The organism is Azotobacter chroococcum (genome assembly GCF_004339665.1).
Lineage (GTDB): Bacteria > Pseudomonadota > Gammaproteobacteria > Pseudomonadales > Pseudomonadaceae > Azotobacter > Azotobacter chroococcum.
The window spans coordinates 53,815-78,887 of the sequence record NZ_SMMU01000003.1 but is presented as its reverse complement, the minus strand read 5'-3'; the positions used below and the strand labels follow the sequence as shown (position 1 = coordinate 78,887).

Sequence of the window (25,073 nt, the reverse complement as noted above, 5' to 3'; positions counted from 1 at the left end):
AAACGGCGCCCTTTCGGTGTGTCTTCGGTCGACCGGCAGCCGGCCTCAGTGGTGGTGACCACCCTCGCCATGGATGTGGCCGTGGGCGATCTCTTCCGGATTGGCATCGCGCACGTTGACCACCTTGACCTGGAAGGTCAGCCGCTGGCCGGCCAGCGGGTGGTTGCCGTCGACGGTCACGTCATCGCCATCCAGATCACGGATGGTGACGATCTGCATGCTGCCGTCCGGGCCGGAGGCGTGAAACTGCATGCCCACCGCCAGCTCGTCGACGCCTTCGAACATGCCGCGGTTGAGGACGGCGACCAGTTCGGGGCTGTACTCGCCGTAGGCCTCTTCCGGCTCGATGGCGACCTTCAGCTCGTCTCCGGCCTGCTTGCCTTCCAGCGCCTTCTCCAGGCCGACGATGATGCTCCCGGCCCCATGCAGGTAGACCAGCGGTGCACCGCCGGCGGAACTGTCGATCACCTCACCGGCATCGTTGGTCAGGGTATAGTCGATGGAGACAGCCTTGTTGGCGGCAATCAGCATGGGCGAACAACCTTTTGCAAAAGAAGAATGAAGCAACGAGTGTAACCGCCGCCTCGCGGGAAAGCGAACCGGGCGGGGACGAGCGGGCCGGACCGCCGCGCCTGACCGGCTTCCGCCAGGACGCCGACGGCCACTGGGTGGCGCTGCTGTCCTGCGGGCATACCCAGCATCTGCGCCACCAGCCGCCTTGGCAGAACCGCCCCTGGGTGCCAGGGCCTGTTGACGTTTTGGCGTAGGCCGCGACGGCGGCCCGTTTGGCGCAGAACAAGGAGCGAGGAGTGAAGTTTGGTCATTCCAAATGAACGACGAGCAACGCCGTGCTGCGCCAAACGGGCCCCGTCCCTGCGGGTTGCGCGGCAAATGCCGCCATGCGGCGTTGCGGGTCTTGGCAAGGGAATGACCATTGCCGGCGACCCGCGCCTTGCCTGGCGGCATTTGACGCGGCAACGCGGCTCACGCCAAAACGTCAACAGGCCCTATACCCGGAACATCGCCGGCGCCTGCTCGGTCAACCCTTTCCCTGCGGCTGGTGCCTGAAGGAACGACTCCGGGAGGACTGATGGCCACACGCAACATACTCGTGCTCAACTGCGGCAGCTCGTCGCTCAAGTTCGTCCTGATCAGCCAGGCGCACTCCACGCCCCTGCTCGCCGGCCAGGCCGAACGCCTGGACAGCCCGCAGGCCGTGCTGCACTGGTGGCAGGCCGCCAATCTGCGCCAGCGGCGCGAGCTGCCCGGCGCCGACCACCGCGCCGCGCTCGAGGCACTGCTGCCGCTGGTCGAGGAGGCCTGCGGTGGCCGGCTGCACGGCATCGGCCACCGGGTGGTGCACGGCGGCGAGCAGTTCACCCAGTCCTGCCTGATCGACGCGCGGGCGCTCGCGGCGATCCGCGCCACGGTGCCGCTGGCGCCGCTGCACAATCCGCAGAACCTGCTCGGCATCGAGACCGCCCTTGCGCTGTTCCCCGACCTGCCGCAGGTCGCGGTGTTCGACACCGCCTTCCACCAGAGCATGCCGGAGCACGCCTACCGCTATGCCATCCCGGAGCGCTTCTACCGCGAGCACGGCGTACGCCGCTACGGCTTCCACGGCACCAGCCACCGCTACGTCGGCCAGCGCGCCGCGGAGCTCACCGGGCTGGAGGTCGGCGACAGCTGCTGGCTGACCGCCCACCTGGGCAACGGCTGCTCGACCTGCGCCATCGTCGACGGCCAGAGCCGCGACACCAGCATGGGCCTGACCCCGCTGGAAGGCCTGGCGATGGGCACCCGCAGCGGCGACGTCGACCCCAACCTGCACAGCCACCTGGCCCGCGTGCTGGGCTGGAGCCTCAAGGAGATCGACCACCTGCTGAACAGCGAGAGCGGCCTGCTCGGCCTGTCCGGGCTGTCCAACGACATGCGCAGCCTGGAACAGGCGCGCGCCCGGGGCCACTGCCAGGCGACCCTGGCCATCGAGGTGTTCTGCTACCGCCTGGCCAAGTCGCTGGCCGCGCTGTCCTGCGCCCTGCCGCGCCTGGACAGGGTGATCTTCACCGGCGGCATCGGCGAGAACTCGCCGCTGGTGCGCGCCAGCAGCGTCGCCCACCTGGGGCTGCTCGGCCTGGCCATCGACAACCCCGCCAACGCCCGCTGCGTCGGCGGGGTCAGCGGGGCGATCAACGCCCCCGGCCACCCGCGCCTGCTGGTGATCCCCACCAACGAGGAGAAGCAGATCGCCCTGGACACCCTGGCGCTGCTCGACTCCCCCGCCCCAGACAAGGACAGCCCATGCAGACCTTCCTGATCGTCCCCAGCGGCTACGGCGTCGGCCTCACCTCGGCCAGCCTCGGCCTGGTCCGCGCCCTGGAACGGCGCGGCCTGAAAGTCGGCTTCTTCAAGCCGGTCGCCCAGCCGCAGCCCGGCGATAGCGGTCCGGAGCGCTCCACCGCGCTGATCGCCCGCACCCATCACCTGAACCCGCCAGAGCCTCTGCCGCTGGCCCAGGTGGAGCGGCGCCTCGGCGACGGCCAGTTGGACGAGCTGCTGGAGGACATCATCGGTCGCCTGCAGCAGATGGAGAACGGCCACGACGTGCTGATCGTCGAGGGCCTGGTGCCGAGCCCGCAGGTCGGCTACGCCATACGCCTCAACGGGCATCTGGCGCGCAGCCTGAACGCCGACGTCGTCCTGGTCTCCACGCCGGCCGAGGAAAGCCTCGAAGAGCTGCGCGACCGCCTGGAGATCCAGGCCCGCCTGCTCGGCGCCGGCCAGGACACGCCGGTCGCCGGGGCGATCCTCAACAAGGTGCGCCCAGGGCCTTTGGCCGAGCGCCTGTGCCAGCCCGAACCGCTCGGCAAGACCCTGCGCCTGCTCGGCTGCGTGCCCTGGCACGACACGCTGAACACCCCGCGCACCAGCGACATCGCCGACCTGCTCGGCGCGCGCCTGCTCAACCCCGGCGACTACCGCCAGCGCCGGGTGCAGCACAGCCTGCTGTGCGCCGCCGCCGCGCCGAGCCTGCTGCCGCGCTTCAGGCCGGGCACCCTGCTGCTGGTGCCCGGCGACCGCCACGACGTGATCCTCGCCGCCGGCCTGGCCAGCCGCAACGGCATGGCGCTGGCCGGCCTGCTGCTGTGCGGCGAACTGCCCGCCGATGAGCGGGTGCTCGAGCTGTGCCGCCCGGCCATGGCCGACGGCCTGCCGGTGCTCGCCGTGGAGCGCACCCCCGAGGAAACCCTGCACGAACTGGAGCGGCTGAATCGGGAGATCCCCCTCGACGACCAGGAGCGCGCCGAACGGATCAGCGACTACGTGGCCAGTCACGTCGACCACGCCTGGTTCGCCCGGCGCTGCGGCACGCCCCGCGAGCCGCGCCTGTCGCCGCCGGCGTTCCGCTACCAGCTGGTCAGGCGGGCCAAGGCGGCGAACCGGCGCATCGTCCTGCCGGAAGGCAGCGAGCCGCGCACCGTGCAGGCCGCGGCGATCTGCCAGCAGCGCGGCATCGCCCGCTGCGTGCTGCTGGCCCGGCCCGAGGAGGTGCAGGCGGTGGCCCGGGCGCAGGGCATCGAGCTGCCCGCCGGCCTGGAAATCGTCGATCCCGAGCGGATCCGCGAGCGCTATGTCGAGCCGATGGTCGAGCGGCGCCGGCACAAGGGCCTGAGCGCCCCGGCGGCGCGCGCCCTGCTGGAGGACAACGTGGTGCTCGGCACCATGATGCTGGCCCTGGACGAGGTCGACGGTCTGGTTTCCGGCGCCGTGCACACCACCGCCAACACCATCCGCCCGGCGCTGCAGCTGATCAAGACCGCGCCCGGCTGCCGCCTGGTGTCCTCGGTGTTCTTCATGCTGCTGCCCGACCAGGTGCTGGTCTACGGCGACTGCGCGGTGAATCCCGACCCGAGCGCCGCGGAACTGGCCGACATCGCCCTGCAGAGCGCGGCTTCGGCCGAGGCCTTCGGCATCCCGCCGCGGGTGGCGATGATCAGCTATTCCACCGGCGCCTCCGGCGAGGGCGTCGACGTGGAGAAGGTCCGCGAGGCCACCCGCCTGGCCCGCCAGGCGCGCCCGGAGCTGGTGATCGACGGCCCGCTGCAGTACGACGCCGCGGCGATCGCCGAGGTGGCCCGCCAGAAGGCCCCGGACAGCCCGGTGGCCGGCCGCGCCACGGTGTTCGTGTTCCCCGACCTGAACACCGGCAACACCACCTACAAGGCGGTGCAGCGCAGCGCCAACTGCGTCAGCGTCGGCCCCATGCTGCAGGGCCTGCGCAAGCCGGTGAACGACCTCTCCCGCGGCGCGCTGGTCGACGACATCGTCTTCACCATCGCCCTCACCGCGATCCAGGCCGAGACCGCCGCCGGCTGAAAACGAAGAAGCCCGGCATCGGCCGGGCTTCTCCACTGCGCATGGCCTTTCGGCTTACGGCTTATGGCTGCTGGGCAGCCCCCGGCAGCGGCCGCAGGTTGATCTCCACGCGGCGGTTCTGCGAACGGCCGGACTCGGTGGCGTTGCTGGCCACCGGGCTGTCCGGGCCGAGGCCGCGGGTGCTTACCCGCGCGCCGTTGACGCCCTGGGCGACCAGGTAGTTGGCGACGCTCTGCGCACGGCGCTGCGACAGGCTCAGGTTGTTCTGGTAGGAACCGGTGCTGTCGGTGTGGCCGACGATCTCGATGCTGTTCTGGTCGTACTGCTTGAAGGAGGTCGCCAGGTCGTTCAGCGGGGTGTAGAAGTTGCTGGCGATTTCCGCCGAACCGGTGGCGAAGGTGATGTTGCCGGGCATGATCAGCTTGATGTCGTCGCCCTGGCGCTGGACTTCGACGCCGGTGCCGGCCATCTGCTGGCGCAGCTGGGCTTCCTGCTTGTCCGCGTAGTAGCCGTAGCCGGCACCGGCGGCACCGCCCACCGCAGCGCCGATCAGCGCGCCCTTGCCACGGTTGTCATGGTCGATCAGCGCACCGGCGGCGGCGCCGGCCAGCGCACCGAGACCACCGTACTTGGCGGTGCGGCCGATGCCACCCTGCTGCCCGGTCTGGGTCTGGTCCTGAGTCTGGTAGGGATTGTTGTTGGTAGCACAACCGGCCAGCAGCGCCATGGCAGTTGCGGCGATCAACAGGCGAGACGGAGTAAACATGCAGTACTGCTCCTCAGAGATTCATCAGCCCCTTGAAAAAGGGAGGGCGATTTGAACACGAAAACGACAAGAAATTCCCTGCACAATCCGCAGGGTATTGGCAGAGGGAATCCGCCCGCTAGCGATGGGGCATTCCGTGCCCCCTTCGACACCGGGCGGACAGGCTGCCCGCCCGGCGCCTTCAGGCCCGGACGAAGGGATTCTCCCGCATCTCGTCGCCCAGGCAGGTATCCGGACCGTGGCCGGTGACCACCGTGGCCTCCTCATCCAGACTGTAGAGGCGCTCCTTGATCGAGCGCTTGAGCGCGGCCGCATCCCCGCCCCACAGGTCGGTGCGGCCGACGCTGCGGTGGAACAGGGTGTCGCCGGCGATCAGCAGCTTGGCCTCGGCGAACCAGAAGCTCATCGAGCCGGGCGTATGCCCCGGCGTGTGCAGCGCGACGCCGCAGCCGCAGGCCAGCTCCTCGTCATCGCTCAGCCACTGGTCGGGCGCCGGCACCGGGATGTAGGGCACACCGAACATGCGGCACTGCATCTCCAGATTGTCCCAGAGGAACTGGTCGCCCTGGTGCAGGTGCAGGGTCGCGCCGGTCAGCTCCTTGAGCTGCCCGGCGGCGAGGAAGTGGTCGAGGTGGGCATGGGTGTGAACGATGCTCACCACCTTCAGCCCGTGGCGTTGCAGGCGCGCCAAGATCAGCTCCGGGTTGCCGCCCGGATCGACGACGATGGCCTTCTTGCTGACAGGATCGCCGATGATGGTGCAGTTGCACTGCAGAGGGCCGACGGGGAAGGTTTCGCGGATCATCGCGGTGGGCGCGGTCATGGGGGAAAGGCTCCGGAAGCTTCGGTGCGCCATCTTGGCACACTGCGCTGGAAGGTTGAGCATTTTGCGTGCGCAGGGCTGCCGCGCCGCGAATGACGACTCCCCTGCCCCCCGGTTCACGAGGGGCAGGCGCGTGCTCAGCCATCCACCCCCGCCGTCGACGCCAGGATGGCGGCGACCCGCGCAGGCCGGCAGTTCAGGTAGAGGGACGAGGCCAGCCACTTCTGGTCGGGATAGTAGGAGAACATGAACTGCCCGCCCTTGAGGCTGTCGACTACCATGCGCGCCACTTCCGGGCGCACCGCCGGACAGCCGTGGCTGCGTCCGAGGCGTCCCTCCCGGGCGATCCAGGTCGGGCTCACGTAGTGGGCGGCATGGATGACGATGGCCCGCTCGCGCGCCCGGTCGTTGATGCCCGGCTCAAGCCCGTCCATGCGCAGCGAGTAGCCGTGCTGACCCTCGTAGCTTTCCTGGGTGCGGAACAGGCCGATGCTCGACTGATGGCTGCCTTCGATATTGGAGAAGCGCGTGGCGTAGTCCTCCCCGGATTGCTGCCCGTGGGCGACATAGTCTTCCAGCAACAGGCTGCGACGCTGCAGGTCGAAGATCCACAGGCGGCGCCTGGACGACGGCAGGGAGAAGTCGATCACCGCCAGCCGCTGGGCCGGCGCCGAGCCGTTGTTGATGGCGCACTGCATGGCCGCCAGCGCGCTGTCCAGCACCTTGCGGTTCAGTTTCGGGGCAGCCCTGGACAGACTGTCGAGCAGGGAATGGGGGGCCGGTGCCGCGTGGACGGAAACAGCAAAGCCCGCCAGCGCCAAAATGAGCAGCCGGAAAAGACTGGACATGAAAAACGCGCCTCTTTCTGGTTGAGTGGCGAACGATCCGGGCTCCCCTTTGCCTTGCCGGCCAATAGGGTTGATGATGGACGCCAGATGATTGCAGTCTAGCCGGCAACCTGCGATCCGAATGTTCCGCAGGCGTGGGAGCCAGCCATTGTATAAAAAGTGCACAGTTCTGTTAACCGGTCTGTTCCTGGCAACCAGGCTCGCCCTGGCAGCCCCGGGTGATCCCCTGCCCGGCGACGAGGCGATCCGCCAGCAGCTGGCGCAGCCGTCGCTGAGTTGCGTCTCCCCCGCCGTCGTCCCCGATGCCTTGGCCCTGGAGGCGCTGACGGCCTTCTATCGCCAACTCGACTACCAGCGCGTCTGGACCGCCGATGCCCGCCTGGAAAAGCTGCTCGAGCAGCTCGCCCAACTGGTCGACGACGGCCTGGACCCGACCAACTACCAACTCGCCACCCTGCGCCGGCTCGCCGACGACCCGGCCAGCCATCCGCAGCGCAGCGCCTGCACCGATGTCCTCGCCACCCATGCCTACCTGCAAGCCCTGCGCCATCTTGCCTACGGCCAGCTCGACCAGACCCAGGCGGAACCGCTCTGGCGCTCTTCGAACAGCCGCGCACCGGCACCACCTGCGCTGTTTCCGACCTTCGCCGTGACCCGTCTGGACGACCTGCCCGCCGCCTTCGCTGCGGCCCGTCCGGACTTCGAGCCTTATCTCGCGCTGCGTCGCGCCCATGCGGCGCTGCGCCAGAATCCGCCGCGCAACTGGCGGCGCGTGCCGGCAGGCGACCTGCTGCGCCCAGGCATGGCGGACGAGCGCGTGCCCCTGCTCGAGCGGCGCCTGGCCGACGAAGGCTATCTGACCGAAACGGCGCGCTCCGGCCCCGACCCGCAACGTTACACGCCGCGACTGGTCGAGGCTGTGAAGCGCTTCCAGGCACGGCATTTCCTCGAGGACGACGGCGTCGTCGGCCCGGCCACCCTGGCGGAGCTGAACGTCAGCCCCGCCGCGCGCCTGGAGCAGGTCCGCGTCAACCTCGAACGCTTCCGCTGGCTGGCCCGGGAAATGGAGCCGACCCTGCTGCTGGTGGATGTTGCCGGCGCCCAGCTGACCCTCTTCCGCGACCGCCAGGCACGCTGGCAGACGCGCACCCAGGTGGGGCGCCCGGCCCGCCCCACGCCGCTGCTCAAGTCGCAGGTCACCCACCTGACCCTGAACCCGACCTGGACCATACCGCCGACCATCCTGCGCGAGGACAAGCTGCCGCAGATCCAGCGCAACATCGGTTTTCTGGCCAGCCAGAACCTCAAGGTGATCGACTACCAGGGCAACGAGGTCAACCCGCACAACGTCGACTGGCACAACCCCAGCGGCATCATGCTGCGCCAGGACCCCGGCCCGCACAATCCGCTCGGGCAGATCGCCATCCGCTTCCCGAACCCCTTCTCGGTATACCTGCACGACACACCGAGCCAGCACCTGTTCACCCGGGAGACACGCACCTTGAGCTCCGGCTGCGTGCGCGTGGAACGGGCGATGCAGCTCACCGACCTGCTGCTGGAGGGCGCCAGCCCGGCCGAGCGCAGGCGTTTCGAGGAACTCCTCGCCAGCGGCAAGACCCGCAACCTGAACCTGCCCAAGCCGGTGCCGATCCTGCTGGCCTACTGGACCGCCCAGGTCGACGACAGCGGCCAGCTGACCTTCCGCCCGGACATCTACGCCCACGACGAGAAGGTCCTCGCGGCGCTGCAGGCCTCGCGCTGAGCGGTGGACGCCCGGACTAGAAGCGCACGCCGAGGCTGAGCAGCAGGTAGTCGCGATCCACCAGGGTGCTGTATTCGCCGCCGAAGAAGTCGGTGTAGGACAGCCCCGCGCTGTAGGTGTCCAGGTAATCGACGTCCAGGCCGAGGCCGAGCGACTTGCGGCCCTCCACGAAGTTGCCTTCGGGGCCGGGGGAATAGCCGTCCACGTCGTGGGACCAGGCGATCCCCGGCTTGAGGTCCAGCCCCGGCAGGACGTCGCGATACTCCCAGGTCGCGCGCAGCCGGTAGCCCCACGAGTCGCGAGTGGTGAAACCGTCGTTCTCGCAGTAGCGGCCGAGGTTCTTCTGCGAGCGGCCCGCCAGGGTCGCGGCATTCTGCGCCTGGCAGGCACCCTCCGGCAGCGGGCCGGCGCCGAACACCGGATCGCGGCCGTAACGCAGCCGGCTCGCCCCTTCCAGACCGCCAACGTGGATCCAGCCGACCTCCCCTTCCAAGGTCAGGCGGCTGGTGCCCATCAGCCCATCGAACTCCTGGCTGAAGCCGGTCTGCAGCTGGATGATCTCCTTGCGCCGGTAGCCGTGGACATCCTGCCCCGGACTCGCCTGCAGCAGCGCCGCGCTCGGCTCCAGCGGGGTCAGGGTGGCGCCGAGCAGATCGTTGATGTTGAGCTGCACCGGGGCGTTCGGCCGGTAGCTCAATTCGCCGCGCCAGCGGGTCCCGGCCGGCAGCGTGGTGGAAAAGCTCAGGCCGAACAGGCGGATGTCCTCGGGGTATTCGACGAAATAGCGCGCGTTGCCGGCCGCCGCCAGCGGCCGCAACGCCTGCGGCAGGTTGGCGGCGAACGCCGCCGGGCCGGCGGCGCCGGTGCTGAAGATCGCCGCGCGGCTGTGATAGTTCATGAAGTAGACGCCGAACTCGGTATCCAGCGGCTCGGCGAAATAGCGCAGGGCGATCCCCCACTGGCCGCCGTCGCGGGCATCGCGGTCGCCGCCGCGGCGCACCAGCACGCCCTCGTCGGGCGAAGTCCAGGCGACGCCCTGGGCCTCGAGCGCGGCGATATCGGCGGCGTTCAGGGCGCCGGCCCGGCTGAGCACCGCCAGGTTGCGATCGCAGCCATCGGCCAGCATGTCCGCCTGGGAAAAGAAGGTGCCGCAGTTGTCGCTCAGGGTCTGGTCCCAGGCCAGTTGGTAGAAGGCCTCCAGGCTGAAGGCATCGTTCAGGCTCTGGGCGAGGTGCAGCAGGGCGACCGGCAGCCGTCCCTCGCGAACCTCGGTGACGGGGCGGCGGAAGGTCTGCGTATCGAGGGGATTGATCGCATCGATGCCGCCCTGCAGGAACAGGCCCTCGCCCCAGTTCACCACCTGCCGGCCGAGGCGCAGCGAGCCCGGCAGCTCGCCGACGAGGTAGTTGCGGTAGACGAAGGCGTCGAGCAGCCGAGCGCCGGAGGAGCGCACGCCCTCCTTGCGGTTGCTCTCGTCGATGTCCTTGAACGGGCGCTGCTCGTCCTTCAGCTCGAAGTCGTACCAGTAGTCGCCGCGCAGGAACAGGCCGCTGTCGCCGCGCTTCAGCTCCAGGCCGTGCACACCGCGCAGGCGCTTGGCGAAGGTTTCGCCGCGCTTGAAGTTGCGCCGGCCGTCGTCGCTGATCGGCGACAGGCCGCGCCCGCCGTCGGCGCCGATCAGGTCCTTGTCCGTCCTGGCCGTCGACCAGCCGGCCTCCAGCGTCAGGCTGGAGTCGAGCTGCGCCTCGAGCGGACCGATATTGAAGCTCACGGCGCCGGCCGGCGCGGCCAGCGAGGCGGCACAGGCGACGGCCAGGGGCCGGAGGACGGGAAGGGATGGCATCGAGGCGACTCCAGGGAGCGGCAGGCAAAGCGCCTATTGTCCCTGTCTCCCCCGGGCTGCCGCCAGCCCGCAGTGCCCTTCGCGCCGAACGGAACATCTCTGTTAGGCTCGCCGCTTGCCCATTTTTCCAGCCAAGGAAATTTCGATGAATGCACGTCGCGCCGTCTTCCTCGACCATGCCTCCCTCGATCTCGGCGATCTCGATCTCGCCCCGCTGCGCCAGGCCTTCGACGAACTGGTGCTGCACGACGCCAGCCGCGCCGACGAGGCGGCCGGGCGGCTCGCCGGCGCCCGGGTGGCGATCGTCAACAAGGTAGTACTGAGTGCGGAGACCCTCGCCGCCTGCCCCGACCTGGAGTTGGTGCTGGTCTCCGCCACCGGCACCAACAACGTCGACCTCGCCGCCGCCCGGGCGCGGGGCATTGCGGTGTGCAACTGCCAGGGCTACGGTACGCCCTCGGTGGCCCAGCACACCCTGATGCTGCTGCTCGCCCTGGCCACCCGCCTGCCCGACTACCAGGCGGCGATCCGCGCCGGGCGCTGGCAGCAGGCGACGCAGTTCTGCCTGCTCGACTTCCCGATCGTCGAGCTGGAGGGCAAGACCCTCGGCCTGCTCGGCCACGGCGAGCTGGGCAGCGCCGTCGCCCGGCTGGCGGAAGCCTTCGGCATGCGCGTGCTGCTCGGCCAGTTGCCGGGCCGCCCGGAACGCGCCGACCGCCTGCCGCTGGCCGAGCTGCTGCCGCAGGTCGATGCCCTGACCCTGCACTGCCCGCTGACCGAGCAGACCCGCAACCTGATCGGCGCCGAACAGTTGCAGGCGATGAAGCCCGGCGCCTTCCTGATCAACACCGGCCGCGGCGGGCTGGTCGACGAACAGGCGCTGGCCGATGCCCTGCGCCGCGGCCAACTGGGCGGCGCGGCCTGCGACGTGCTCAGCGAGGAGCCGCCGCGCCACGGCAATCCGCTGCTGGCGCCGGACATCCCGCGGCTGATCCTCACCCCCCACAGCGCCTGGGGCAGCCGCGAGGCGCGCCAGCGGATCGTCGGCCAGCTGACGGAAAACGCCCTGGCCCATTTCGCCGGCACGCCGAAGCGCCGGGTCGACTGAGCCGGAAAGGGCTCTGCTAAGCTGCCGGCTTTTTCCGAGGAGGTTTCATGGACCCGCGTAGCGAAGTGCTGTTGCGCCAGGCCGAACTGTTCGGCGGCGACCTGCTGCTGGCCGGCCTGCCCGCCGACGACCTGCTCGGCCAGTTGCCCGCCGCCCACGGCTGGAGCTGGCAGGCCGGGGAGCACGCCGCGCTGGCCGCGCGCTTCGCCGGACGCTGCCAGTTCGGCGTCGTTCCCGGCGAACGGCCCTTCGCCGCCGCCGTGCTGTTCCTGCCCAAGTCCGCCGAGCTGGCCCGCTATCTGCTCGACGCCCTCGCTGCCCGCCTGCCCGGCGGCGAGCTGTACCTGGTGGGCGAGAAGCGCGGCGGCATCGAGAGCGCCGCCCGCCAGCTGCAGGCTTTCGGCCGGCCGCGCAAGCTGGACAGCGCGCGACACTGCCAGCTCTGGCAGGTGACGGTGGAACAGGCCCCACCAGCGCCCGTGCTGGAGGAGCGCGCCCAGCGCTACCGGCTGGAGCTGACCGACGGTCCGCTCGAGGTGGTCAGCCTGCCGGGGGCGTTCAGCCACGGCCGCCTCGACCGCGGCAGTGCCCTGCTCCTCGAGCATCTCGACGGGCTGCCGCCGGGCGATCTGCTCGACTTCGGCTGCGGCGCCGGGGTGCTCGGCGCGGTGCTCAAGCGGCGCCATCCGCAGAGCCGGGTGAACCTGCTGGACGTCGACGCCTTCGCCCTGGCCAGCAGCCGCCTGACCCTGGCCGCCAATGGCCTGGAAGCGGAGCTGATCGGCGGCGACGGCATCGGGGCGGCGCCCGACGGGCTGGCGGCGATCATCAGCAACCCGCCGTTCCATCAGGGCGTGCACACCGACTACCAGGCCACCGAGGAGCTGCTGCGCGAGGCCGCCCGGCACCTGCGCCCCGGCGGCGAGCTGCGCCTGGTCGCCAACAGCTTCCTCAAGTATCCGCCGCTGATCGAGCGCCACCTCGGCCCCTGCCAGGTGCTCGCCGAGGCCCACGGCTTTCGCATCTACCGCGCCGTCCGGGCGCGCTGAGCTTGCCCGTCATCGGCAGCTTGGGCACAATGCGCGCCGTCCTGGGGGAGTAGTCTCCCGCGAGCGCCCGCTCGCCCGGCACCCGTCAACATGCTTGGCCCACCGGCCATGGCGGGTGCGACCCCGGCCCGCCACGCAGGCCGCAGGGTTTGACAAGACCCATGACACGTACACCTTACGCCGGGGCGGGAGGTGCGCGTGTCATGGAAACGTGTCGACCCGCCCCGCAGGAAATCCGATGGAATCCCTCTTCGTCCCCACCCTGATCGTTGCCCTGGCCGAAATCGGCGACAAGACGCAACTGCTCGCCCTGCTCCTCGCCGCCCGCTTTCGCCAGCCCTGGCCGATCATCTGGGGCATCGTCGTCGCCACCCTGGCCAACCACTTCGCCGCCGGCGCGGTCGGCAGCTGGGTCGCCGGCTTCTTCTCGCCGGCCACGCTGAGCGCCATCCTTGCCGCTGCCTTCGCCGCCGTGGCGGTCTGGACGCTGGTTCCGGACAAGCTGGACGACGACGAAGAATCCGCCCTCAAGCGCTACGGCCCCTTCGTCACCACCCTGATCGCCTTCTTCCTCGCCGAGATGGGCGACAAGACGCAGATCGCCACGGTGATGCTGGCCGCGCAGTATCCGCACTTCGTCCTGGTGGTGATGGGCACCACGCTGGGCATGCTGATCGCCAACGTGCCGGTGGTGCTGGCCGGCAACTTCGCCGCCGACCGCCTGCCGCTGACCCTGATCCGCCGCATCGCCGCTGCCGGCTTCGCCGCCCTGGCGGTCTACACCGGCTACCAGGCGCTGCAGCTGGCCGGCTGGCTGTAAGCCCTTCGTCCAAGGGGACCGCGCTTGCCCGGTGCGGCCCCCTTGGGCACAATGTCCGCCGTCCTAGGGGAGTTTTCTCCCGCCCGTTCGGACCTGTCGACAGGTCCGGCCATGACGCGTGCACTCCAGGCCCGTCGTATACATGCCCAAGGTATGACACGCGTTCCTCACACCCGGGGCGGGAAGGCGTGCGTGTCCTGGAAAACTGTCGCCCCGCCCCCAGGAAGTCCGATGGAATCACTCTTCATCCCCACCCAGATCTCCATCCTCGCCGAGATCGGCGACAAGACGCAGTTGCTGGCCATGCTGCTGGTCCTGCGTTTCCGCAAACCCTGGCCGATCGTCTGGGGCATGCTCGTCGGCATCCTCGGCAACCACATCCTCGCCGCCGAAGTCGGCCACCTGGCCGCCGGCTTTCTCTCGGAAGTCGCACTGAACGGCATGCTCGCCGCGGCCTTCGCCGCGATCGCCGTCTGGACCCTGCTGCCGGATCAGCGCGGCGACGACGACGACTCCAAGCTCAAGCGCTACGGCCCCTTCCTGACCAGCACCGTGGCCTTCTTCTTCGCCGAGATGGCCGACAAGACCCAGGTCGCCACCCTGGTGCTGGCCGCGCAGTACGAATATCCCTTCTTCGTGGCGGTCGGCACGACGCTCGGCATCGTGATCTCCAACACACCAGTGGTGCTGCTGGCCGGCAACTTCGTCGCCCAGAACCTGCCGCTGAAGCTGATCCGCCGGATCGCCGCCCTGGCCTTCATCTGCCTGGCGGTGTATTCGGGCTACGAAACAGCGAAGCTGGCCGGCTGGCTGTAATGCCGGCAGCGCTGCCCCCGAGCAGGGGCAGCGCGTCGGCTCAGTTGCCGCCCCGGGCCTGCCGATACAGCGGCATGACCTTGGGAATCGCCGCCTCCAGCGCCGCCGTGCGGTTGCCGGGCGCGGGGTGGGTGCTCATGAACTGCGGGGTGCCGTTGTTGCCCGCCTGGCTCATCTTCTGCCACAGGGTGATCGCCGCATTCGGGTCGTAGCCGGCGCGCGCGGCCAGCTCCAGGCCGATCAGATCGGCCTCGTTCTCGTTGCTGCGGCTGTTGGGCAGGGTCATGCCGTACTGCACCGCCACGTCCGCCATGGCCATGCCGCTCTCGCCCACGCCGAGCAGTGCGCCGGCGCCCTGCTTGGCCATCTGTACGCCATAGGCCTTGGACATCGCCTCACGGCCGTGCTCGCGCAGGGCATGGGCGATCTCGTGGCCCATGACCGCGGCGATCTCGTCGTCGGTCAGGCGCAGCTTCTCGATCAGCCCGCTGTAGAAGATGATCTTGCCGCCCGGCCCGCAGCTGGCGTTCAGCTCGTCGCTGTCGATCAGCGCGACCTGCCACTGCCACTGCGCGGCGTCGGCGCGGAACAGCGGCGCCTTGGCGATCAGCCGCTGGGCGATGGCGTTCAGGCGCCGGGCATTCTCGCTACTGGTGTCCAGGACGCCCTTGGTGGAGGCCTCGCCCAGGGTCTGCTGGTAGGACTGGGCATACATCTGGTTGACCTGCTCGGTGGAAAGCATGCTGAACATGTACTGCTTGCGCTCGACCCCCACGGCGCCGCCGCTGGTGGTCTGGACGGGCTGGCAGCCGGCCAGCAGCAGGGCGGCGGCCACAGCGGTGAGATAGGAAGACTTGCCCATGTGGGTACTCCTGACGAACACGGCCCGTATGCTAGGTCGCCGGCACAGGGGCGGCAACCGGGGCGGAGGATTGAGTAATAGCTATGAGCCAGCTCCGCAAACGGAGCCGGCAAGAGAACTCCGCCAGACTGGAAAGTTCCCGCCGCGCCGCGGCTCAGGCGGGTGTCAGACACTCCGGGGCGTCCAGCTGCGGGTCGTTGACCAGCGCCGCCAGGGCCCGCTCGCGCAGCGCCGGGGCAGGCCGCAGCAGCAGCGCCTGCAGGGAGGCCGGGGGGCTGGCAGCATCCAGCCAGAGCGCCTGTTCTGCTTCGTCGAGGATCAGCGGCCGGCGCTGGGCGGCCACCGCCAGGGTGATCATGGCGACGCTCAGGTAGACTTGTCCGCCGACCGGATAGGCCTCCCAGACCGCTGCGAAATGCAGCAGCGGCGCCGCGCCGGTCAACCAGTAGGGGCGCTTGCGCGCAGCGCCGCGCCACTCGTAGAAACCGTTGGCCGGCAGCAGGCAGCGGCGCGACCGGAAGGCCTCGCGGAACATCGGTTGCTCGACCAGGGTTTCCGCCCGGGCATGGGCCGGGGCGCGCGACAGGTCGGTCAGCCAGGCCGGGGTCAGCCCCCAGCGCGCCAGCGCCGCCTCCCGCGCGTCGGCCACGCCGCGCAGCATCAGCACCTGGGCGGCCGGGGCGATGCTCCAGTGCGGCGCCAGATCCGCGGGAAATCCGCGCAGGCCCGCCAGGGCCGGCGGCCAGCGAAACAGGGCGTAACGTCCAGTCATGGCGGCAAGCTCTCGGGACAGGATTGGCAAAGGCATCGGCCATTGTAGCGGCGCTGCCCCGCCCACGCCTCAGTCATCCTCCCGACGGACCGCCAAAGTCCAGTCGACGCCATCGGTATGCAGCTCGAACAGCAGCGGACGGCAGCACACCGGGCAGTCCTCGATGTACTGCTGGTCGCCGGCGGAGAGATCGAGCAGCGCCTCGACCGTCTCGCCGCAACAGGGACATTGATAGCTCTGCATTTCCAGCATCGTGGACTCTCCCGAGTTGCCGCTATAATGCTCGACCGATTTTTCCCCGCGACAGGAGGCGCAGGCCCGCGCCTCCGCCTCTTTTTTATCTACCCAGTCCTGATCAAGAGCACATGATGGGCGAATTCGATGCCATCCGACCCTATGCCGACGCCGAAGTCCCTGCTGTCCTGCAACGGCTGATCGCCGACGCCGACTTTCTCGACATTCTTACCCGCTTTCGCTTTCCGCGCCTGGCCGGGCCGCTCGGCTGGCTGCTCAAGCCGCTCATCGCCTTGCGCCTGCGTGCCGAGTTCACCCGCATCGACAGCGTCGCGGCCCTGCAGACGAAGATCGAGACCTATGTCGACCACACCATCGAGCGCGCCACGGATGGCGTGACCTACAGCGGTGTCGAGCAGCTCCGGCCCGGCAAGGCCCGGCTCTTTCTCGCCAACCACCGCGACATCGTCATGGACCCGGCCTTCGTCAACTATGCGATCTACCACGCCGGACTGCCCACGCCGCGCATCGCGATTGGCGACAACCTGCTGCAGAAGCCCTTCGTCAGCGACCTGATGCGCCTGAACAAGAGCTTCATCGTGCATCGCTCGCTGAGCGGACGGCGGGAAAAACTCGCTGCCTACCAGCTGCTCTCCGCCTACATCAACCATTCGATCCGGGTGGAGGACGAGTCGATCTGGATCGCCCAGGCCGAGGGCCGCGCCAAGGACGGCGACGACCGTACCGACTCGGCGATCCTCAAGATGTTCCACATGAGCCGCAAGGACGAAGCCTTCGCCGAGGTGGTGAAGTCCCTCAACCTGACGCCGGTGTCGATCAGCTACGAATACGACCCCTGCGATCAGGCCAAGGCCCGCGAGCTGTACATCCGCGCCAGCACCGGCAGCTACACCAAGGCGCCGGGCGAGGACGACCAGAGCATCGCCCTCGGCATCACCGGTTACAAGGGCCGGGTGCACATCCACTTCGGCACGCCGCCGGAAACCCTTCCGGAGGATGCCAAGCAGCTCGCCGCGGAAATCGACCGGCAGATCCTCGGCAACTACCGGCTGTTTCCCGTCCACTACCTGGCCTATGCCATGCATGCCGGACGCGATCCCGGACTGCAGGTTCCGGAGGCGGCGCAGCTGTTTCCGGCCGACGAAGTCGCCCGCGCCGAAGCGGAGTGGCAAAAGCGCCTGGCCGCCTGTCCTGAGGAGCAGCGGCCCTACCTGGTCCTGCAATACGCCAACCCGGTGCGCAACCAGTACCGGGTCAAGGCCGGCCTGCCGCTGTAGGAGCGACGGCGGCGCACCCCGTCAGAGCCGGGTGCTGCTCCAGGAGAGGAGCAGCGCCAGCAGCAGGGTGCCGGCGCCGAAGCGGTAGAAGAAGCGGTTGACCCGTCCGGTCGCCGCCTCCAGTGCCCAGGCTCCCTCCTCGTCCAACTCCCCTTCGCCGGCCAGACGCGCCAGGGCACGCTGCTCGCGCAGACGGGTGGCGAGCAGCAGCCAGCTCCCGGCGAGGGCAAAGAACAGGGCCACGGTATTCAGCAGCAGTGACGGGGGAAGCGGCAGGGAAACCCCAAGAGCCGGCAATAACATCGAAACCTCCGCATCGGCAAGGTGCACGGAGGAGTCGCGCGCACCACAACTGGGAAAGACGGAGCCGCTCGGCGGCGGGTGGAAAACGTCACTGCCCGCAGCCGCAACCGGGAAACCCCTGTCGCAGAGTGGCCTGGCGACGTCCGCACGCCCCGCGGGGGCGGCTGGCCGATGGCTTGCATGAAGCCTCGGCGCGGACAGAGAAGACTCGGATATATTCTACGCAAGCCGAGCGCCTTATAAGCGCTGCTTTCGACCAAATACCCAATAAGTCCTCGAAGTTCTGATTCCGTCGGGAAACGGTCATCCGACCGTTCTACAGTCCGAAGTCCTGGCCATGGGGCAAGGCATCCGATCAGCCACGGAGGAACCGACATGCAGCACGCCGAATCTCTCGAACGCCCGTTCGAGTTGCAGGACGAGATGGAGGAGCGCATCGGACTGGACTTCTGCGTCCACGACCAGGACTGGCTGGACTACTGCCGGCTGGGCGGCCACGAGCACTACGAACTGCCCGCCGCCAGTCGGCCGAAGAGACGCTACGCCAAGGCCGCCTGACAAGCCGCACAGCCGGGTACCAGCACCGCCACGAGCGCCAGCTGGAAGCGAGCCCGGCTCCGGCAAGCGGACCGGGCTGCACGAATCCCCGCCTCAGCGCCCCAGCAGCAACTGGCCGATGGCCGGATCCTTGAAGGCACGGGTCAGGGCATCGCTGAGCACATCGCCGACCAGCTTGGTGTTGGTCTGCTGGTTCGGCGCCATGCCGAAGCGCTGGTTCAGCGAGGCACCATAGCGGCCGCTGTAACGACGCCCGCTGTTCTGCACATCGACCCGCAAGGTCGCGCCGATATCCGCCTCGGTGACATACATCCCCTTCTTCGGCGACTGGTACTTCAGCTCGGCCAGGGTCAGGGTCAGCTGCGGCGCATTGTAGGCATTGGGCGAAGGGGTGAAACCGAGCAGGCGCACCGCCGTCTCGGCCTGGGTCTGCAGCCGGGGCAGCACATCCTGGCCGCGCACGACGATCATGCTGGTCTCCGGATACATTCCGCCGCGGGTGCCCAGGTTCGGCGAGGCGCGTCCGTCGACCACCCGCACGACGACGGGCTGGCCGCTGCCGACCGCAACGAGTGACGCGTTGAGCTTGGGCTCGGGGGTGATTTGTTGCGGGCTGAGGGCGCAGCCGGCCAGTCCCAGGCTGGCGACGGCGACCAGGCCCAGCAACAGACGATGCAGCATGCTCGATTCTCCAGAAGTGGCGAGGGAAGCGCAGTATAACGGCCTCGGCAGCCGCCCGCAGCCGGCGTCACGGCCCCGGAGCGCAGCCCTTCGCACCGCGCGGGGAGCCCCGGAATAAAACTAAAGCCAAAGGGTCAACTTTGTTGATTTGGCGCTATACTCGACCCCCGATTATAAGGTTGCTCCTGATCGGGCATCGTCATGCACAGCCGTGCAGCGCCATTTGGCACGACTTCCCGCAGAGAGTCGCCACCCGCCGCCACTGTCGGCATCGGTTTTATTTTCCGCCCATCGCGCAGAACACTGTCGCTTGCAAGGACGCAGCCTGTCTCGCTACGCCCGGGTATCGGCGTGCCCGAGACAACGACTGAACAAGGGCCACGACTTCAAAAGAGCGTGGCAATACAGTTTTTTCACTACTTCAAAAGAGTGTGGCGAGCAATGAACGACGATGCGTCCCGAGCGAACATTGATGCTCCTTCGCCCATCGACAATCCACTGACCGAGAGATCGGGGTCTACCCGCTAGGGCCGGCCGAATGGATGCCGGCGACGAGAGTCGCCGATTGCCGGAGCGGAAACCCGTCCGCTTTCCCGGCAGCCACGCAGGTGTCCCGTGTAAGCACGGCCGATCATTCGGCAGGTGCCCGTCAAGGAACAACGGATAACAGGCCGACCGGGCGGCTGGAGCATCCTCGAGTGGTGCAACGGCGCAGCCAGCTGCCTGAGGAACAGGCGCAAGGTCGTACTGCCAATTTGGTGTTGCAGATTTGGAGGCGTTAATGGCGCATAAAAACTACGAAGTCGATGTGGTGCTGGTCGGTGCCGGCATCATGAGCGCGACACTGGGCGTGCTGCTGAAGGAACTCGATCCCGGCATCAAGCTGGAAATCATCGAAATGCAGGACTCCGATGCCCTGGAAAGTTCCAACCCCTGGAACAACGCCGGTACCGGACATGCCGGCCTGTGCGAGCTGAACTACACCCCGCAGGCGGCAGACGGCTCGGTCAAGGCGCAGAAGGCCGTCGAGATCAACGCCAAGTTCGAGGTTTCCAAGCAGCTCTGGGCCTACCTGCTGGAGCAAGGCAGCTTCGGCTCGGCGCAGTCCTTCATCAATCCCGTTCCGCACCTGAGCTTCGTGCGCGGCGAGAAGGACATCGGCTTCCTCAAGACGCGCTTCGAGGTGCTGAAGAAGCATCACTGCTTCGCCGACATGGAATACACCGAGGACAAGGCGACCCTCGAGGAGTGGATGCCGCTGATGATGGCCGGCCGCGACCCGAACGAGCGCCTGGCCGCGACCCGCGCCCTCGGCGGCACCGACGTCAACTTCGGCGCCCTGACCGGCCAGCTGCTGCAGCACCTGACCGGCAAGGCCGACGTCACCGTCAGCTACGACCACAAGGTCACCGGACTCGAGCGCGCCGACAGCGGCTGGAAGGTCACCGTCAAGGACAGCAAGACCGGCGTGAGCCGCGACATCAAGGCCGGCTTCGTGTTTCTCGGTGCCGGCGGCGGCGCCCTGCCCCTCCTGCAGATGTCCGACATTCCGGAAAGCCACGGCTACGGCGGCTTCCCGGTCAGCGGCCAGTGGCTGCGCTGCGACAATCCCGAGGTGGTCAAGCAGCATCAGGCCAAGGTCTACAGCCTGGCCGCGGTCGGCGCGCCGCCGATGTCGGTGCCGCACCTCGACACCCGCGTGGTCGACGGCAAGAAATCCCTGCTGTTCGGGCCCTACGCCGGCTTCACCACCAAGTTCCTCAAGCGTGGCTCCTTCCTCGACCTGCCCAAGTCGATCCGCCTGGGCAACATCGGCCCGATGCTGGCGGTGGCCCGCGACAACATGGACCTGACCCGCTACCTGATCAAGGAAGTGAAACAGTCCATGGGCGATCGCCTGGAAACCCTGCGCGGCTTCTACCCCGAGCTCAACCCCCAGGACTGGCGCCTGGAAGTCGCCGGCCAGCGCGTGCAGATCATCAAGAAGGATGCCGAGCGCGGTGGCAAGCTGGAGTTCGGCACCGAGATCGTCGCGGCCGCGGACGGCTCCATCGCCGCTCTGCTGGGCGCCTCGCCGGGTGCCTCGGTTTCCGTGTCGGCCATGCTCGACCTGCTGCAGCGCTGCTTCGCCGAGCGCATGCAGTCCGAAGCCTGGAGCGGCCGTCTCAAGGAGATCTTCAAGGCCTCCGGCAAGGAACTGGAGAACGACGCCGAACTGTACCGCAGCGTGCAGGCCGCCTCGAACCAGCGCCTGGGCCTGTTCACTCCCGCTCCGGCCAAGACCGCACCCGCGGCAGCCAGCGTCGACAGCTGAGCGAACCGCCGGCCATGAAAAAACCGCCTGAACAGGCGGTTTTTTCGTTTCCAGGAATCGCCCGCTTCAGCGCTGGGCGGCAGCCCGCACGATGTCGATGTAGGGCTCGGCAAGTCGCTGGTCCTGGACCAGCGCGATGAAGTCGCGGCCCTGGACGTCCTGCGCCGCGAGGTCGTAGCCGGCCTCGACGAAGAAGCCCACGAAGCGCTCGAAATCGTCCACCCGCAGCCCCCGGTAGGCCTTGACCAGCTTGTGCAGGGCGGGCGGCGTGGCGTCGGCCGGCTCGACATCGAGGAACAGGCGGATCCTCTCCTCGCTGATTTCCTCGCCAATCACCTGCTTCTTGTCTTTCTTGCGCATGTTTCGCTCCATTGATCGATGTCGAAGGGGTGGCAGTTTAGCCGCGCTCGACGCACGGTGCCTCACAGCCCCTTGACCGCATAGATGCCGGCAGCGTTGCGCCAGTAGCCCTTGTAGTCCATGCCGTAGCCGAAGACATAGCGGTCCGCGCAGCTCAGTCCGACGTAATCGGCCTTGAGATCGGGCGAGGCCTTGCGCTGGTGCTGCTTGTCCACCAGCACCGCGGTATGCACGGTGCTGGCCCCCTCGTGGCGGCAGAAGTCGATGATCGCCGCCAGAGTGTGCCCCTCGTCGAGAATGTCGTCGATGATCAGCACGTCGCGGTCGATCAAGGAGATCTCCGGCTTGGCCTTCCAGAACAGGTCGCCGCCGCGGGTCTCGTTGCGGTAGCGGGTGGCATGCAGATAGGACAGCTCCAGGGGGAAGCCCAGCAGCGGCAACAGCTTGCCGGCGAAGACCAGCCCGCCGTTCATCACGCAGAACACCACCGGATTGCGCTCGACCAGTTCGGCGTTGATCGCCTCGGCGACGCGCCCGATCGCCGCCTCGACTTCGGCATGATTGAACAGGCAGTCGGCCTCCGCCATGACTTGGCGGATATGGGCGAGATCGACGGACATGGCATTTTCCTCGGGTGGGTGGAGCACTGAAGGCCTGCCGCAGCAGGCCGGCCCCGGCAATCGGAGCGGGAACGTTACCCAGCGCCCCCGCCGCGGGCAAGCCCCGCGGCCGGGCCGTGCAACGCTGCCCATTCATTCTCCGCCGGGCCGGTGTTTTAATTCGGGCACCATCCCAGAACGCCGGAGCCCTTCATGCCCATCCACGAAATCCGCCACCCGCTGATCCGCCACAAGCTCGGCCTGATGCGCCGCGCCGATATCAGCACCAAGAGCTTCCGCGAACTGGCCCAGGAGGTTGGCGCCCTGCTCACCTACGAGGCCACCCAGGACCTACCCCTGGAGAGCTGCCAGATCGAGGGCTGGTGCGGTCCGGTGGAGGTGGACAAGATCGCCGGCAAGAAGATCACCGTGGTGCCCATCCTGCGCGCCGGGATCGGCATGCTGGACGGCGTGCTGCGGCTGATCCCGAGCGCCAAGGTCAGCGTGGTCGGCCTGTCGCGGGACGAGGAAACCCTGGTCGCGCATACCTACGTCGAGAAGCTGGTGGGCGAGATCGACCAGCGCCTGGCGCTGATCATCGACCCCATGCTCGCCACCGGCGGCTCCATGATCGCCACCATCGACATGCTGAAGAAGGCCGGCTGCAAGGAGATCCGCGCCCTGGTGCTGGTCGCCGCGCCGGAGGGCATCCGCCTGCTCGAGCAGACCCACCCCGACGTGACCATCTACACTGCGGCCATCGACCAGCGCCTCAACGAGAACGGCTACATCATCCCCGGCCTCGGCGATGCCGGCGACAAGGTGTTCGGCACCAAGCAGAAGCCGAGTTGAGGCTTAGGGTCTGTTGCCGTTTTGGCGTGAGCCGCGTTGCTGCGGCCTACGCCAAAACGTCAGCAGACCCTACGTTCGGCGCACGGCAAAGCTGCGCCAGCGCGGCCGCCCACGCCGGATGGTCGTTGAGGCAGGGCACCAGGAGCAGTTCCTCGCCGCCGGCCGCCCGGAACTGTTCGCGACCGCGCTGGCCGATTTCCTCCAGGGTCTCGATGCAGTCGGTGACGAACGCCGGACACATCACCAGCAGCTTCTTCACCCCGCGCGTGGCCAGCGCGTCGAGCTGCTCCTCGGTGTAGGGACCGATCCACTTGGCGCGGCCCAGGCGCGACTGGAAGGCTACCGACCACTGCCCCTCGCTCAGCCCCATCTGCCGAACGAAGCCCTCGGCGCTGCGCAGGCACTGCGCCCGGTAGCAGCGCGCCAGCACCTCCGGCGGCGCCTGGCGGCAGCAATCGGCGCCGCTCAGGCAATGCCTGCCGCTCGGATCGGCCTTGCGCAGATGCCGCTCCGGAAGGCCGTGAAAACTCAACAGCAGATGGTCGAAGCCCTGCTGCAGGTGGGGCCTGGCGCTCTGCACCAGGGCCTCCAGGTACTCCGCCCGGCCGAAGAAGGGCGCCAGTACCTCCAGCTCCAGTTCCAGACCGCTCGCGCGCAGCACCCGCCGGGTCTCCTCCACCACGGTGGTCACGGTGCTGTCGGCGAACTGCGGATAGAGCGGCGCCAGGGTCACCCGGCGCACGCCATCCTCCGCCAGCCGGTTCAGCGCCGCCTCGATGGACAGGCTGCCGTAGCGCATCGCCAGCTCCACGGGTCCCTCGTGCCAGTGGGCCTGCACCGCCTCCTGCAGGCGGCGGCTGAGGGCGACCAGCGGCGAGCCCTCCGGCCACCAGATCGAGGCATAGGCATGCGCCGACTGCTCCGGCCGCTTGCGCAGGATCAGCGAGACCAGCAGGCGGCGCAGCGGCCAGGGCAGGTCGATCACGTAGGGGTCCATGAGGAACTGGTCGAGGTAGCGGCGCACGTCGGCCACCCCGGGGGAATCGGGCGAACCCAGATTGACCAGCAACAGCGCGTGATCGGTCATGCGGCATCCTTGAGTCGGTGGTCGCCCAGCAGATCGGCCAGGGCGGCGTTGAGATCGGTGAAGCGAAACGCGAAGCCCGCGTCGGACAGGCGGGCCGGCACGGCGCGCTGGCTGCCGAGCAGCAGGCCGGCGAGTTCGCCGAGGCCCAGGCGCAGGGCGAAGGCCGGCGCCGACAGCCGCGCCGGCCGGTGCAGCGCCTGGCCCAGGGCGCGGGCGAACTCGCCGTTGCGCACCGGCTGCGGCGCGCAGGCATTATAGGGACCCTGCGCATCCTCCCGGTGCAGGAGAAAGTCGATCAGCGCGACCTGGTCGGCGATGTGCACCCAAGGCATCCACTGTCGGCCGTTGCCGAGCGGCCCGCCCAGCCCCAGGCGGAACACCGGCCGCAGGCGCTGCAGAAAGCCGCCATCGGGCGCCAGCACCAGCCCGCTGCGCAGCAGCACCACGCGGATGCCCAGTTCCTCGGCGCGCCGCGCCGAATCCTCCCAGGCGCCGCACAGCTGGCTGGCGAAATCCGTGCCGACCGGCCCCATGTCCTCGCGCAGCTCGCGCTCGCCGCCATCGCCGTACCAGCCCACCGCCGAGCCGGAAATCAGCACCCGCGGCCGCTGCAGACGCGTCTGCAGCCAGCCGACCAGCTGCTCGGTCAAGGTGATCCGGCTGGACCAGAGCACGGCCTTGCGCCGGCGCGTCCAGGGCCGTTCGGCGATGGGCGCGCCGGCCAGGTTGATCACCGCATCCAGCGTCTCGCCGTCCAGTTCCTCGAGCCGCCCGATCCCGCGCACGGCAGATCCGCAGAGGCCGGGAACCTGGTCCGGCGAGCGGCTCCACACCGTCAGCCGGTGCCCCTGGGCACTCCAGTGTCGGCACAGGGAACGCCCCATCAGTCCGGTACCGCCAGTCAGCAAAATGTGCATTGTCCTCTCCTCGCATTGCCCAAA

At 68.6% G+C, this 25,073-nt stretch carries 25 protein-coding genes and 1 pseudogene; 12 read left to right on the top strand and 14 right to left on the bottom strand.

Translation table 11 applies throughout. The features are described from left to right. Window positions 1-45: 45 nt before the first annotated feature. Complete coding sequence (locus EV691_RS04360; RefSeq protein WP_039802290.1) at window positions 46-531, bottom strand: FKBP-type peptidyl-prolyl cis-trans isomerase; 486 nt, start codon at window positions 529-531, stop codon at window positions 46-48. Between EV691_RS04360 and EV691_RS04355 the strand changes: the two are divergent. From EV691_RS04355 to pta, 3 genes and pseudogenes are all read left to right on the top strand, one after another. After that, a pseudogene (locus EV691_RS04355) lies at window positions 500-749 on the top strand (DUF3565 domain-containing protein); the annotation flags it as partial. The gene EV691_RS04360 and the pseudogene EV691_RS04355 overlap by 32 nt on opposite strands. A gap of 341 nt (window positions 750-1,090) precedes the next feature. Next, complete coding sequence (locus EV691_RS04350; RefSeq protein WP_131299935.1) at window positions 1,091-2,317, top strand: acetate kinase; 1,227 nt, start codon at window positions 1,091-1,093, stop codon at window positions 2,315-2,317. Continuing rightward, the gene (gene pta / locus EV691_RS04345) at window positions 2,302-4,377 is read left to right on the top strand and encodes a phosphate acetyltransferase (protein ID WP_131299932.1); all 2,076 of its coding nucleotides are present in this window, start codon (window positions 2,302-2,304) and stop codon (window positions 4,375-4,377) included. The genes EV691_RS04350 and pta overlap by 16 nt, the downstream gene beginning before the upstream one ends. A 61-nt stretch (window positions 4,378-4,438) precedes the next feature. Here the strand turns inward: pta and EV691_RS04340 are convergent, their stop codons facing one another. From EV691_RS04340 to EV691_RS04330, 3 genes are all read right to left on the bottom strand, one after another. Further along, the gene (locus tag EV691_RS04340; RefSeq protein ID WP_089167315.1) at window positions 4,439-5,143 is read right to left on the bottom strand and encodes a YiaD family glycine zipper/OmpA-like lipoprotein; all 705 of its coding nucleotides are present in this window, start codon (window positions 5,141-5,143) and stop codon (window positions 4,439-4,441) included. Between the two features lie 181 nt (window positions 5,144-5,324). Then, window positions 5,325-5,966: an MBL fold metallo-hydrolase gene (locus EV691_RS04335; protein WP_131299929.1), complete on the bottom strand. Its 642-nt coding sequence runs from the start codon at window positions 5,964-5,966 to the stop codon at window positions 5,325-5,327. 137 nt (window positions 5,967-6,103) lie between these two features. Next, a complete protein-coding gene (locus EV691_RS04330) occupies window positions 6,104-6,814 on the bottom strand; it encodes a murein L,D-transpeptidase catalytic domain family protein (protein WP_089167313.1) in 711 nt (236 codons plus the stop codon). Between the two features lie 148 nt (window positions 6,815-6,962). Here EV691_RS04330 and EV691_RS04325 point away from each other — a divergent pair, with 148 nt between their 5' ends. Then, window positions 6,963-8,576: a L,D-transpeptidase family protein gene (locus tag EV691_RS04325; RefSeq protein WP_207390236.1), complete on the top strand. Its 1,614-nt coding sequence runs from the start codon at window positions 6,963-6,965 to the stop codon at window positions 8,574-8,576. A 16-nt stretch (window positions 8,577-8,592) separates the two neighbouring features. On the opposite strand, the gene EV691_RS04320 is transcribed toward EV691_RS04325, so the two are convergent. Then, on the bottom strand, window positions 8,593-10,419 hold the full coding sequence (locus EV691_RS04320; RefSeq protein ID WP_131299926.1) for a DUF1302 domain-containing protein: 1,827 nt from the start codon (window positions 10,417-10,419) through the stop codon (window positions 8,593-8,595). 145 nt (window positions 10,420-10,564) lie between these two features. Here EV691_RS04320 and EV691_RS04315 point away from each other — a divergent pair, with 145 nt between their 5' ends. From EV691_RS04315 to EV691_RS04300, 4 genes are all read left to right on the top strand, one after another. Continuing rightward, the gene (locus tag EV691_RS04315; RefSeq protein ID WP_131299923.1) at window positions 10,565-11,527 is read left to right on the top strand and encodes a 2-hydroxyacid dehydrogenase; all 963 of its coding nucleotides are present in this window, start codon (window positions 10,565-10,567) and stop codon (window positions 11,525-11,527) included. A gap of 47 nt (window positions 11,528-11,574) precedes the next feature. Continuing rightward, window positions 11,575-12,576, top strand: coding sequence for a class I SAM-dependent methyltransferase (locus EV691_RS04310; protein WP_131299920.1), 1,002 nt, complete (start codon window positions 11,575-11,577; stop codon window positions 12,574-12,576). Between the two features lie 238 nt (window positions 12,577-12,814). Continuing rightward, a complete protein-coding gene (locus EV691_RS04305; protein WP_131299917.1) occupies window positions 12,815-13,396 on the top strand; it encodes a TMEM165/GDT1 family protein in 582 nt (193 codons plus the stop codon). 231 nt (window positions 13,397-13,627) lie between these two features. Beyond that, window positions 13,628-14,212 (top strand): TMEM165/GDT1 family protein, encoded by a 585-nt coding sequence (locus EV691_RS04300; RefSeq protein WP_131299914.1) that lies wholly within the window; start codon window positions 13,628-13,630, stop codon window positions 14,210-14,212. 40 nt (window positions 14,213-14,252) lie between these two features. Here the strand turns inward: EV691_RS04300 and EV691_RS04295 are convergent, their stop codons facing one another. The 3 genes from EV691_RS04295 to EV691_RS04285 form a co-directional block, all read right to left on the bottom strand. Next, window positions 14,253-15,074, bottom strand: a complete 822-nt coding sequence (locus EV691_RS04295) for a M48 family metallopeptidase (protein ID WP_131299911.1) — start codon at window positions 15,072-15,074, stop codon at window positions 14,253-14,255. Window positions 15,075-15,228: 154 nt separating this feature from the next. Then, a complete protein-coding gene (locus EV691_RS04290) occupies window positions 15,229-15,846 on the bottom strand; it encodes an SOS response-associated peptidase (protein WP_039802266.1) in 618 nt (205 codons plus the stop codon). Between the two features lie 69 nt (window positions 15,847-15,915). Beyond that, complete coding sequence (locus EV691_RS04285; protein WP_039802265.1) at window positions 15,916-16,098, bottom strand: CPXCG motif-containing cysteine-rich protein; 183 nt, start codon at window positions 16,096-16,098, stop codon at window positions 15,916-15,918. Window positions 16,099-16,214: 116 nt separating this feature from the next. On the opposite strand from EV691_RS04285, the gene EV691_RS04280 reads away from it, so the two are divergent. After that, entirely contained in the window at window positions 16,215-17,378 is a 1,164-nt protein-coding gene (locus EV691_RS04280) for a 1-acyl-sn-glycerol-3-phosphate acyltransferase (RefSeq protein WP_169531239.1), read from the top strand. Between the two features lie 21 nt (window positions 17,379-17,399). Here EV691_RS04280 and EV691_RS04275 read toward each other — a convergent pair whose 3' ends face one another. Next, a complete protein-coding gene (locus tag EV691_RS04275; RefSeq protein WP_131253368.1) occupies window positions 17,400-17,681 on the bottom strand; it encodes a hypothetical protein in 282 nt (93 codons plus the stop codon). 375 nt (window positions 17,682-18,056) lie between these two features. On the opposite strand from EV691_RS04275, the gene EV691_RS04270 reads away from it, so the two are divergent. Then, a complete protein-coding gene (locus tag EV691_RS04270; RefSeq protein ID WP_131299908.1) occupies window positions 18,057-18,239 on the top strand; it encodes a hypothetical protein in 183 nt (60 codons plus the stop codon). 93 nt (window positions 18,240-18,332) lie between these two features. Here the strand turns inward: EV691_RS04270 and EV691_RS04265 are convergent, their stop codons facing one another. Continuing rightward, window positions 18,333-18,920, bottom strand: a complete 588-nt coding sequence (locus EV691_RS04265; RefSeq protein ID WP_131299905.1) for a YajG family lipoprotein — start codon at window positions 18,918-18,920, stop codon at window positions 18,333-18,335. 769 nt (window positions 18,921-19,689) lie between these two features. On the opposite strand from EV691_RS04265, the gene mqo reads away from it, so the two are divergent. Beyond that, the gene (gene mqo, locus EV691_RS04260; RefSeq protein WP_341352487.1) at window positions 19,690-21,234 is read left to right on the top strand and encodes a malate dehydrogenase (quinone); all 1,545 of its coding nucleotides are present in this window, start codon (window positions 19,690-19,692) and stop codon (window positions 21,232-21,234) included. A gap of 66 nt (window positions 21,235-21,300) precedes the next feature. Here mqo and EV691_RS04255 read toward each other — a convergent pair whose 3' ends face one another. Continuing rightward, complete coding sequence (locus tag EV691_RS04255; protein ID WP_131299899.1) at window positions 21,301-21,594, bottom strand: PA4642 family protein; 294 nt, start codon at window positions 21,592-21,594, stop codon at window positions 21,301-21,303. A gap of 62 nt (window positions 21,595-21,656) precedes the next feature. Further along, window positions 21,657-22,214 (bottom strand): hypoxanthine-guanine phosphoribosyltransferase, encoded by a 558-nt coding sequence (locus EV691_RS04250; RefSeq protein WP_131299896.1) that lies wholly within the window; start codon window positions 22,212-22,214, stop codon window positions 21,657-21,659. A 192-nt stretch (window positions 22,215-22,406) separates the two neighbouring features. On the opposite strand from EV691_RS04250, the gene upp reads away from it, so the two are divergent. Further along, complete coding sequence (upp, locus tag EV691_RS04245) at window positions 22,407-23,045, top strand: uracil phosphoribosyltransferase (RefSeq protein ID WP_039802249.1); 639 nt, start codon at window positions 22,407-22,409, stop codon at window positions 23,043-23,045. A 46-nt stretch (window positions 23,046-23,091) separates the two neighbouring features. Here upp and hemH read toward each other — a convergent pair whose 3' ends face one another. Both hemH and EV691_RS04235 read right to left on the bottom strand, forming a co-directional pair. After that, window positions 23,092-24,132 (bottom strand): ferrochelatase, encoded by a 1,041-nt coding sequence (hemH, locus tag EV691_RS04240; RefSeq protein ID WP_131299894.1) that lies wholly within the window; start codon window positions 24,130-24,132, stop codon window positions 23,092-23,094. After that, window positions 24,129-25,049 carry a TIGR01777 family oxidoreductase gene (locus tag EV691_RS04235; RefSeq protein WP_207390235.1) on the bottom strand — a complete coding sequence of 307 codons (921 nt, stop codon included), beginning with the start codon at window positions 25,047-25,049 and terminating at the stop codon, window positions 24,129-24,131. The genes hemH and EV691_RS04235 overlap by 4 nt, the downstream gene beginning before the upstream one ends. Between the last annotated feature and the right edge of the window lie 24 nt (window positions 25,050-25,073).

What these genes read in the sequence shown, in the direction of transcription:
- EV691_RS04300 (WP_131299914.1), top strand. Translation starts at nt 13,628, where the DNA reads ATGGAATCACTCTTCATCCCCACCCAGATCTCCATCCTCGCCGAGATC.
- EV691_RS04250 (WP_131299896.1), bottom strand. Translation starts at nt 22,214, where the DNA reads ATGTCCGTCGATCTCGCCCATATCCGCCAAGTCATGGCGGAGGCCGAC.
- EV691_RS04235 (WP_207390235.1), bottom strand. Translation starts at nt 25,049, where the DNA reads ATGCACATTTTGCTGACTGGCGGTACCGGACTGATGGGGCGTTCCCTG.
- EV691_RS04320 (WP_131299926.1), bottom strand. Translation starts at nt 10,419, where the DNA reads ATGCCATCCCTTCCCGTCCTCCGGCCCCTGGCCGTCGCCTGTGCCGCC.
- EV691_RS04350 (WP_131299935.1), top strand. Translation starts at nt 1,091, where the DNA reads ATGGCCACACGCAACATACTCGTGCTCAACTGCGGCAGCTCGTCGCTC.
- EV691_RS04270 (WP_131299908.1), top strand. Translation starts at nt 18,057, where the DNA reads ATGCAGCACGCCGAATCTCTCGAACGCCCGTTCGAGTTGCAGGACGAG.
- EV691_RS04285 (WP_039802265.1), bottom strand. Translation starts at nt 16,098, where the DNA reads ATGCTGGAAATGCAGAGCTATCAATGTCCCTGTTGCGGCGAGACGGTC.
- EV691_RS04340 (WP_089167315.1), bottom strand. Translation starts at nt 5,143, where the DNA reads ATGTTTACTCCGTCTCGCCTGTTGATCGCCGCAACTGCCATGGCGCTG.
- EV691_RS04280 (WP_169531239.1), top strand. Translation starts at nt 16,215, where the DNA reads ATGGGCGAATTCGATGCCATCCGACCCTATGCCGACGCCGAAGTCCCT.
- EV691_RS04275 (WP_131253368.1), bottom strand. Translation starts at nt 17,681, where the DNA reads ATGTTATTGCCGGCTCTTGGGGTTTCCCTGCCGCTTCCCCCGTCACTG.
- EV691_RS04335 (WP_131299929.1), bottom strand. Translation starts at nt 5,966, where the DNA reads ATGACCGCGCCCACCGCGATGATCCGCGAAACCTTCCCCGTCGGCCCT.
- EV691_RS04290 (WP_039802266.1), bottom strand. Translation starts at nt 15,846, where the DNA reads ATGACTGGACGTTACGCCCTGTTTCGCTGGCCGCCGGCCCTGGCGGGC.
- EV691_RS04305 (WP_131299917.1), top strand. Translation starts at nt 12,815, where the DNA reads ATGGAATCCCTCTTCGTCCCCACCCTGATCGTTGCCCTGGCCGAAATC.
- EV691_RS04360 (WP_039802290.1), bottom strand. Translation starts at nt 531, where the DNA reads ATGCTGATTGCCGCCAACAAGGCTGTCTCCATCGACTATACCCTGACC.
- EV691_RS04255 (WP_131299899.1), bottom strand. Translation starts at nt 21,594, where the DNA reads ATGCGCAAGAAAGACAAGAAGCAGGTGATTGGCGAGGAAATCAGCGAG.
- EV691_RS04315 (WP_131299923.1), top strand. Translation starts at nt 10,565, where the DNA reads ATGAATGCACGTCGCGCCGTCTTCCTCGACCATGCCTCCCTCGATCTC.
- EV691_RS04265 (WP_131299905.1), bottom strand. Translation starts at nt 18,920, where the DNA reads ATGCTGCATCGTCTGTTGCTGGGCCTGGTCGCCGTCGCCAGCCTGGGA.
- upp (WP_039802249.1), top strand. Translation starts at nt 22,407, where the DNA reads ATGCCCATCCACGAAATCCGCCACCCGCTGATCCGCCACAAGCTCGGC.
- EV691_RS04295 (WP_131299911.1), bottom strand. Translation starts at nt 15,074, where the DNA reads ATGGGCAAGTCTTCCTATCTCACCGCTGTGGCCGCCGCCCTGCTGCTG.
- pta (WP_131299932.1), top strand. Translation starts at nt 2,302, where the DNA reads ATGCAGACCTTCCTGATCGTCCCCAGCGGCTACGGCGTCGGCCTCACC.
- EV691_RS04330 (WP_089167313.1), bottom strand. Translation starts at nt 6,814, where the DNA reads ATGTCCAGTCTTTTCCGGCTGCTCATTTTGGCGCTGGCGGGCTTTGCT.
- EV691_RS04310 (WP_131299920.1), top strand. Translation starts at nt 11,575, where the DNA reads ATGGACCCGCGTAGCGAAGTGCTGTTGCGCCAGGCCGAACTGTTCGGC.
- hemH (WP_131299894.1), bottom strand. Translation starts at nt 24,132, where the DNA reads ATGACCGATCACGCGCTGTTGCTGGTCAATCTGGGTTCGCCCGATTCC.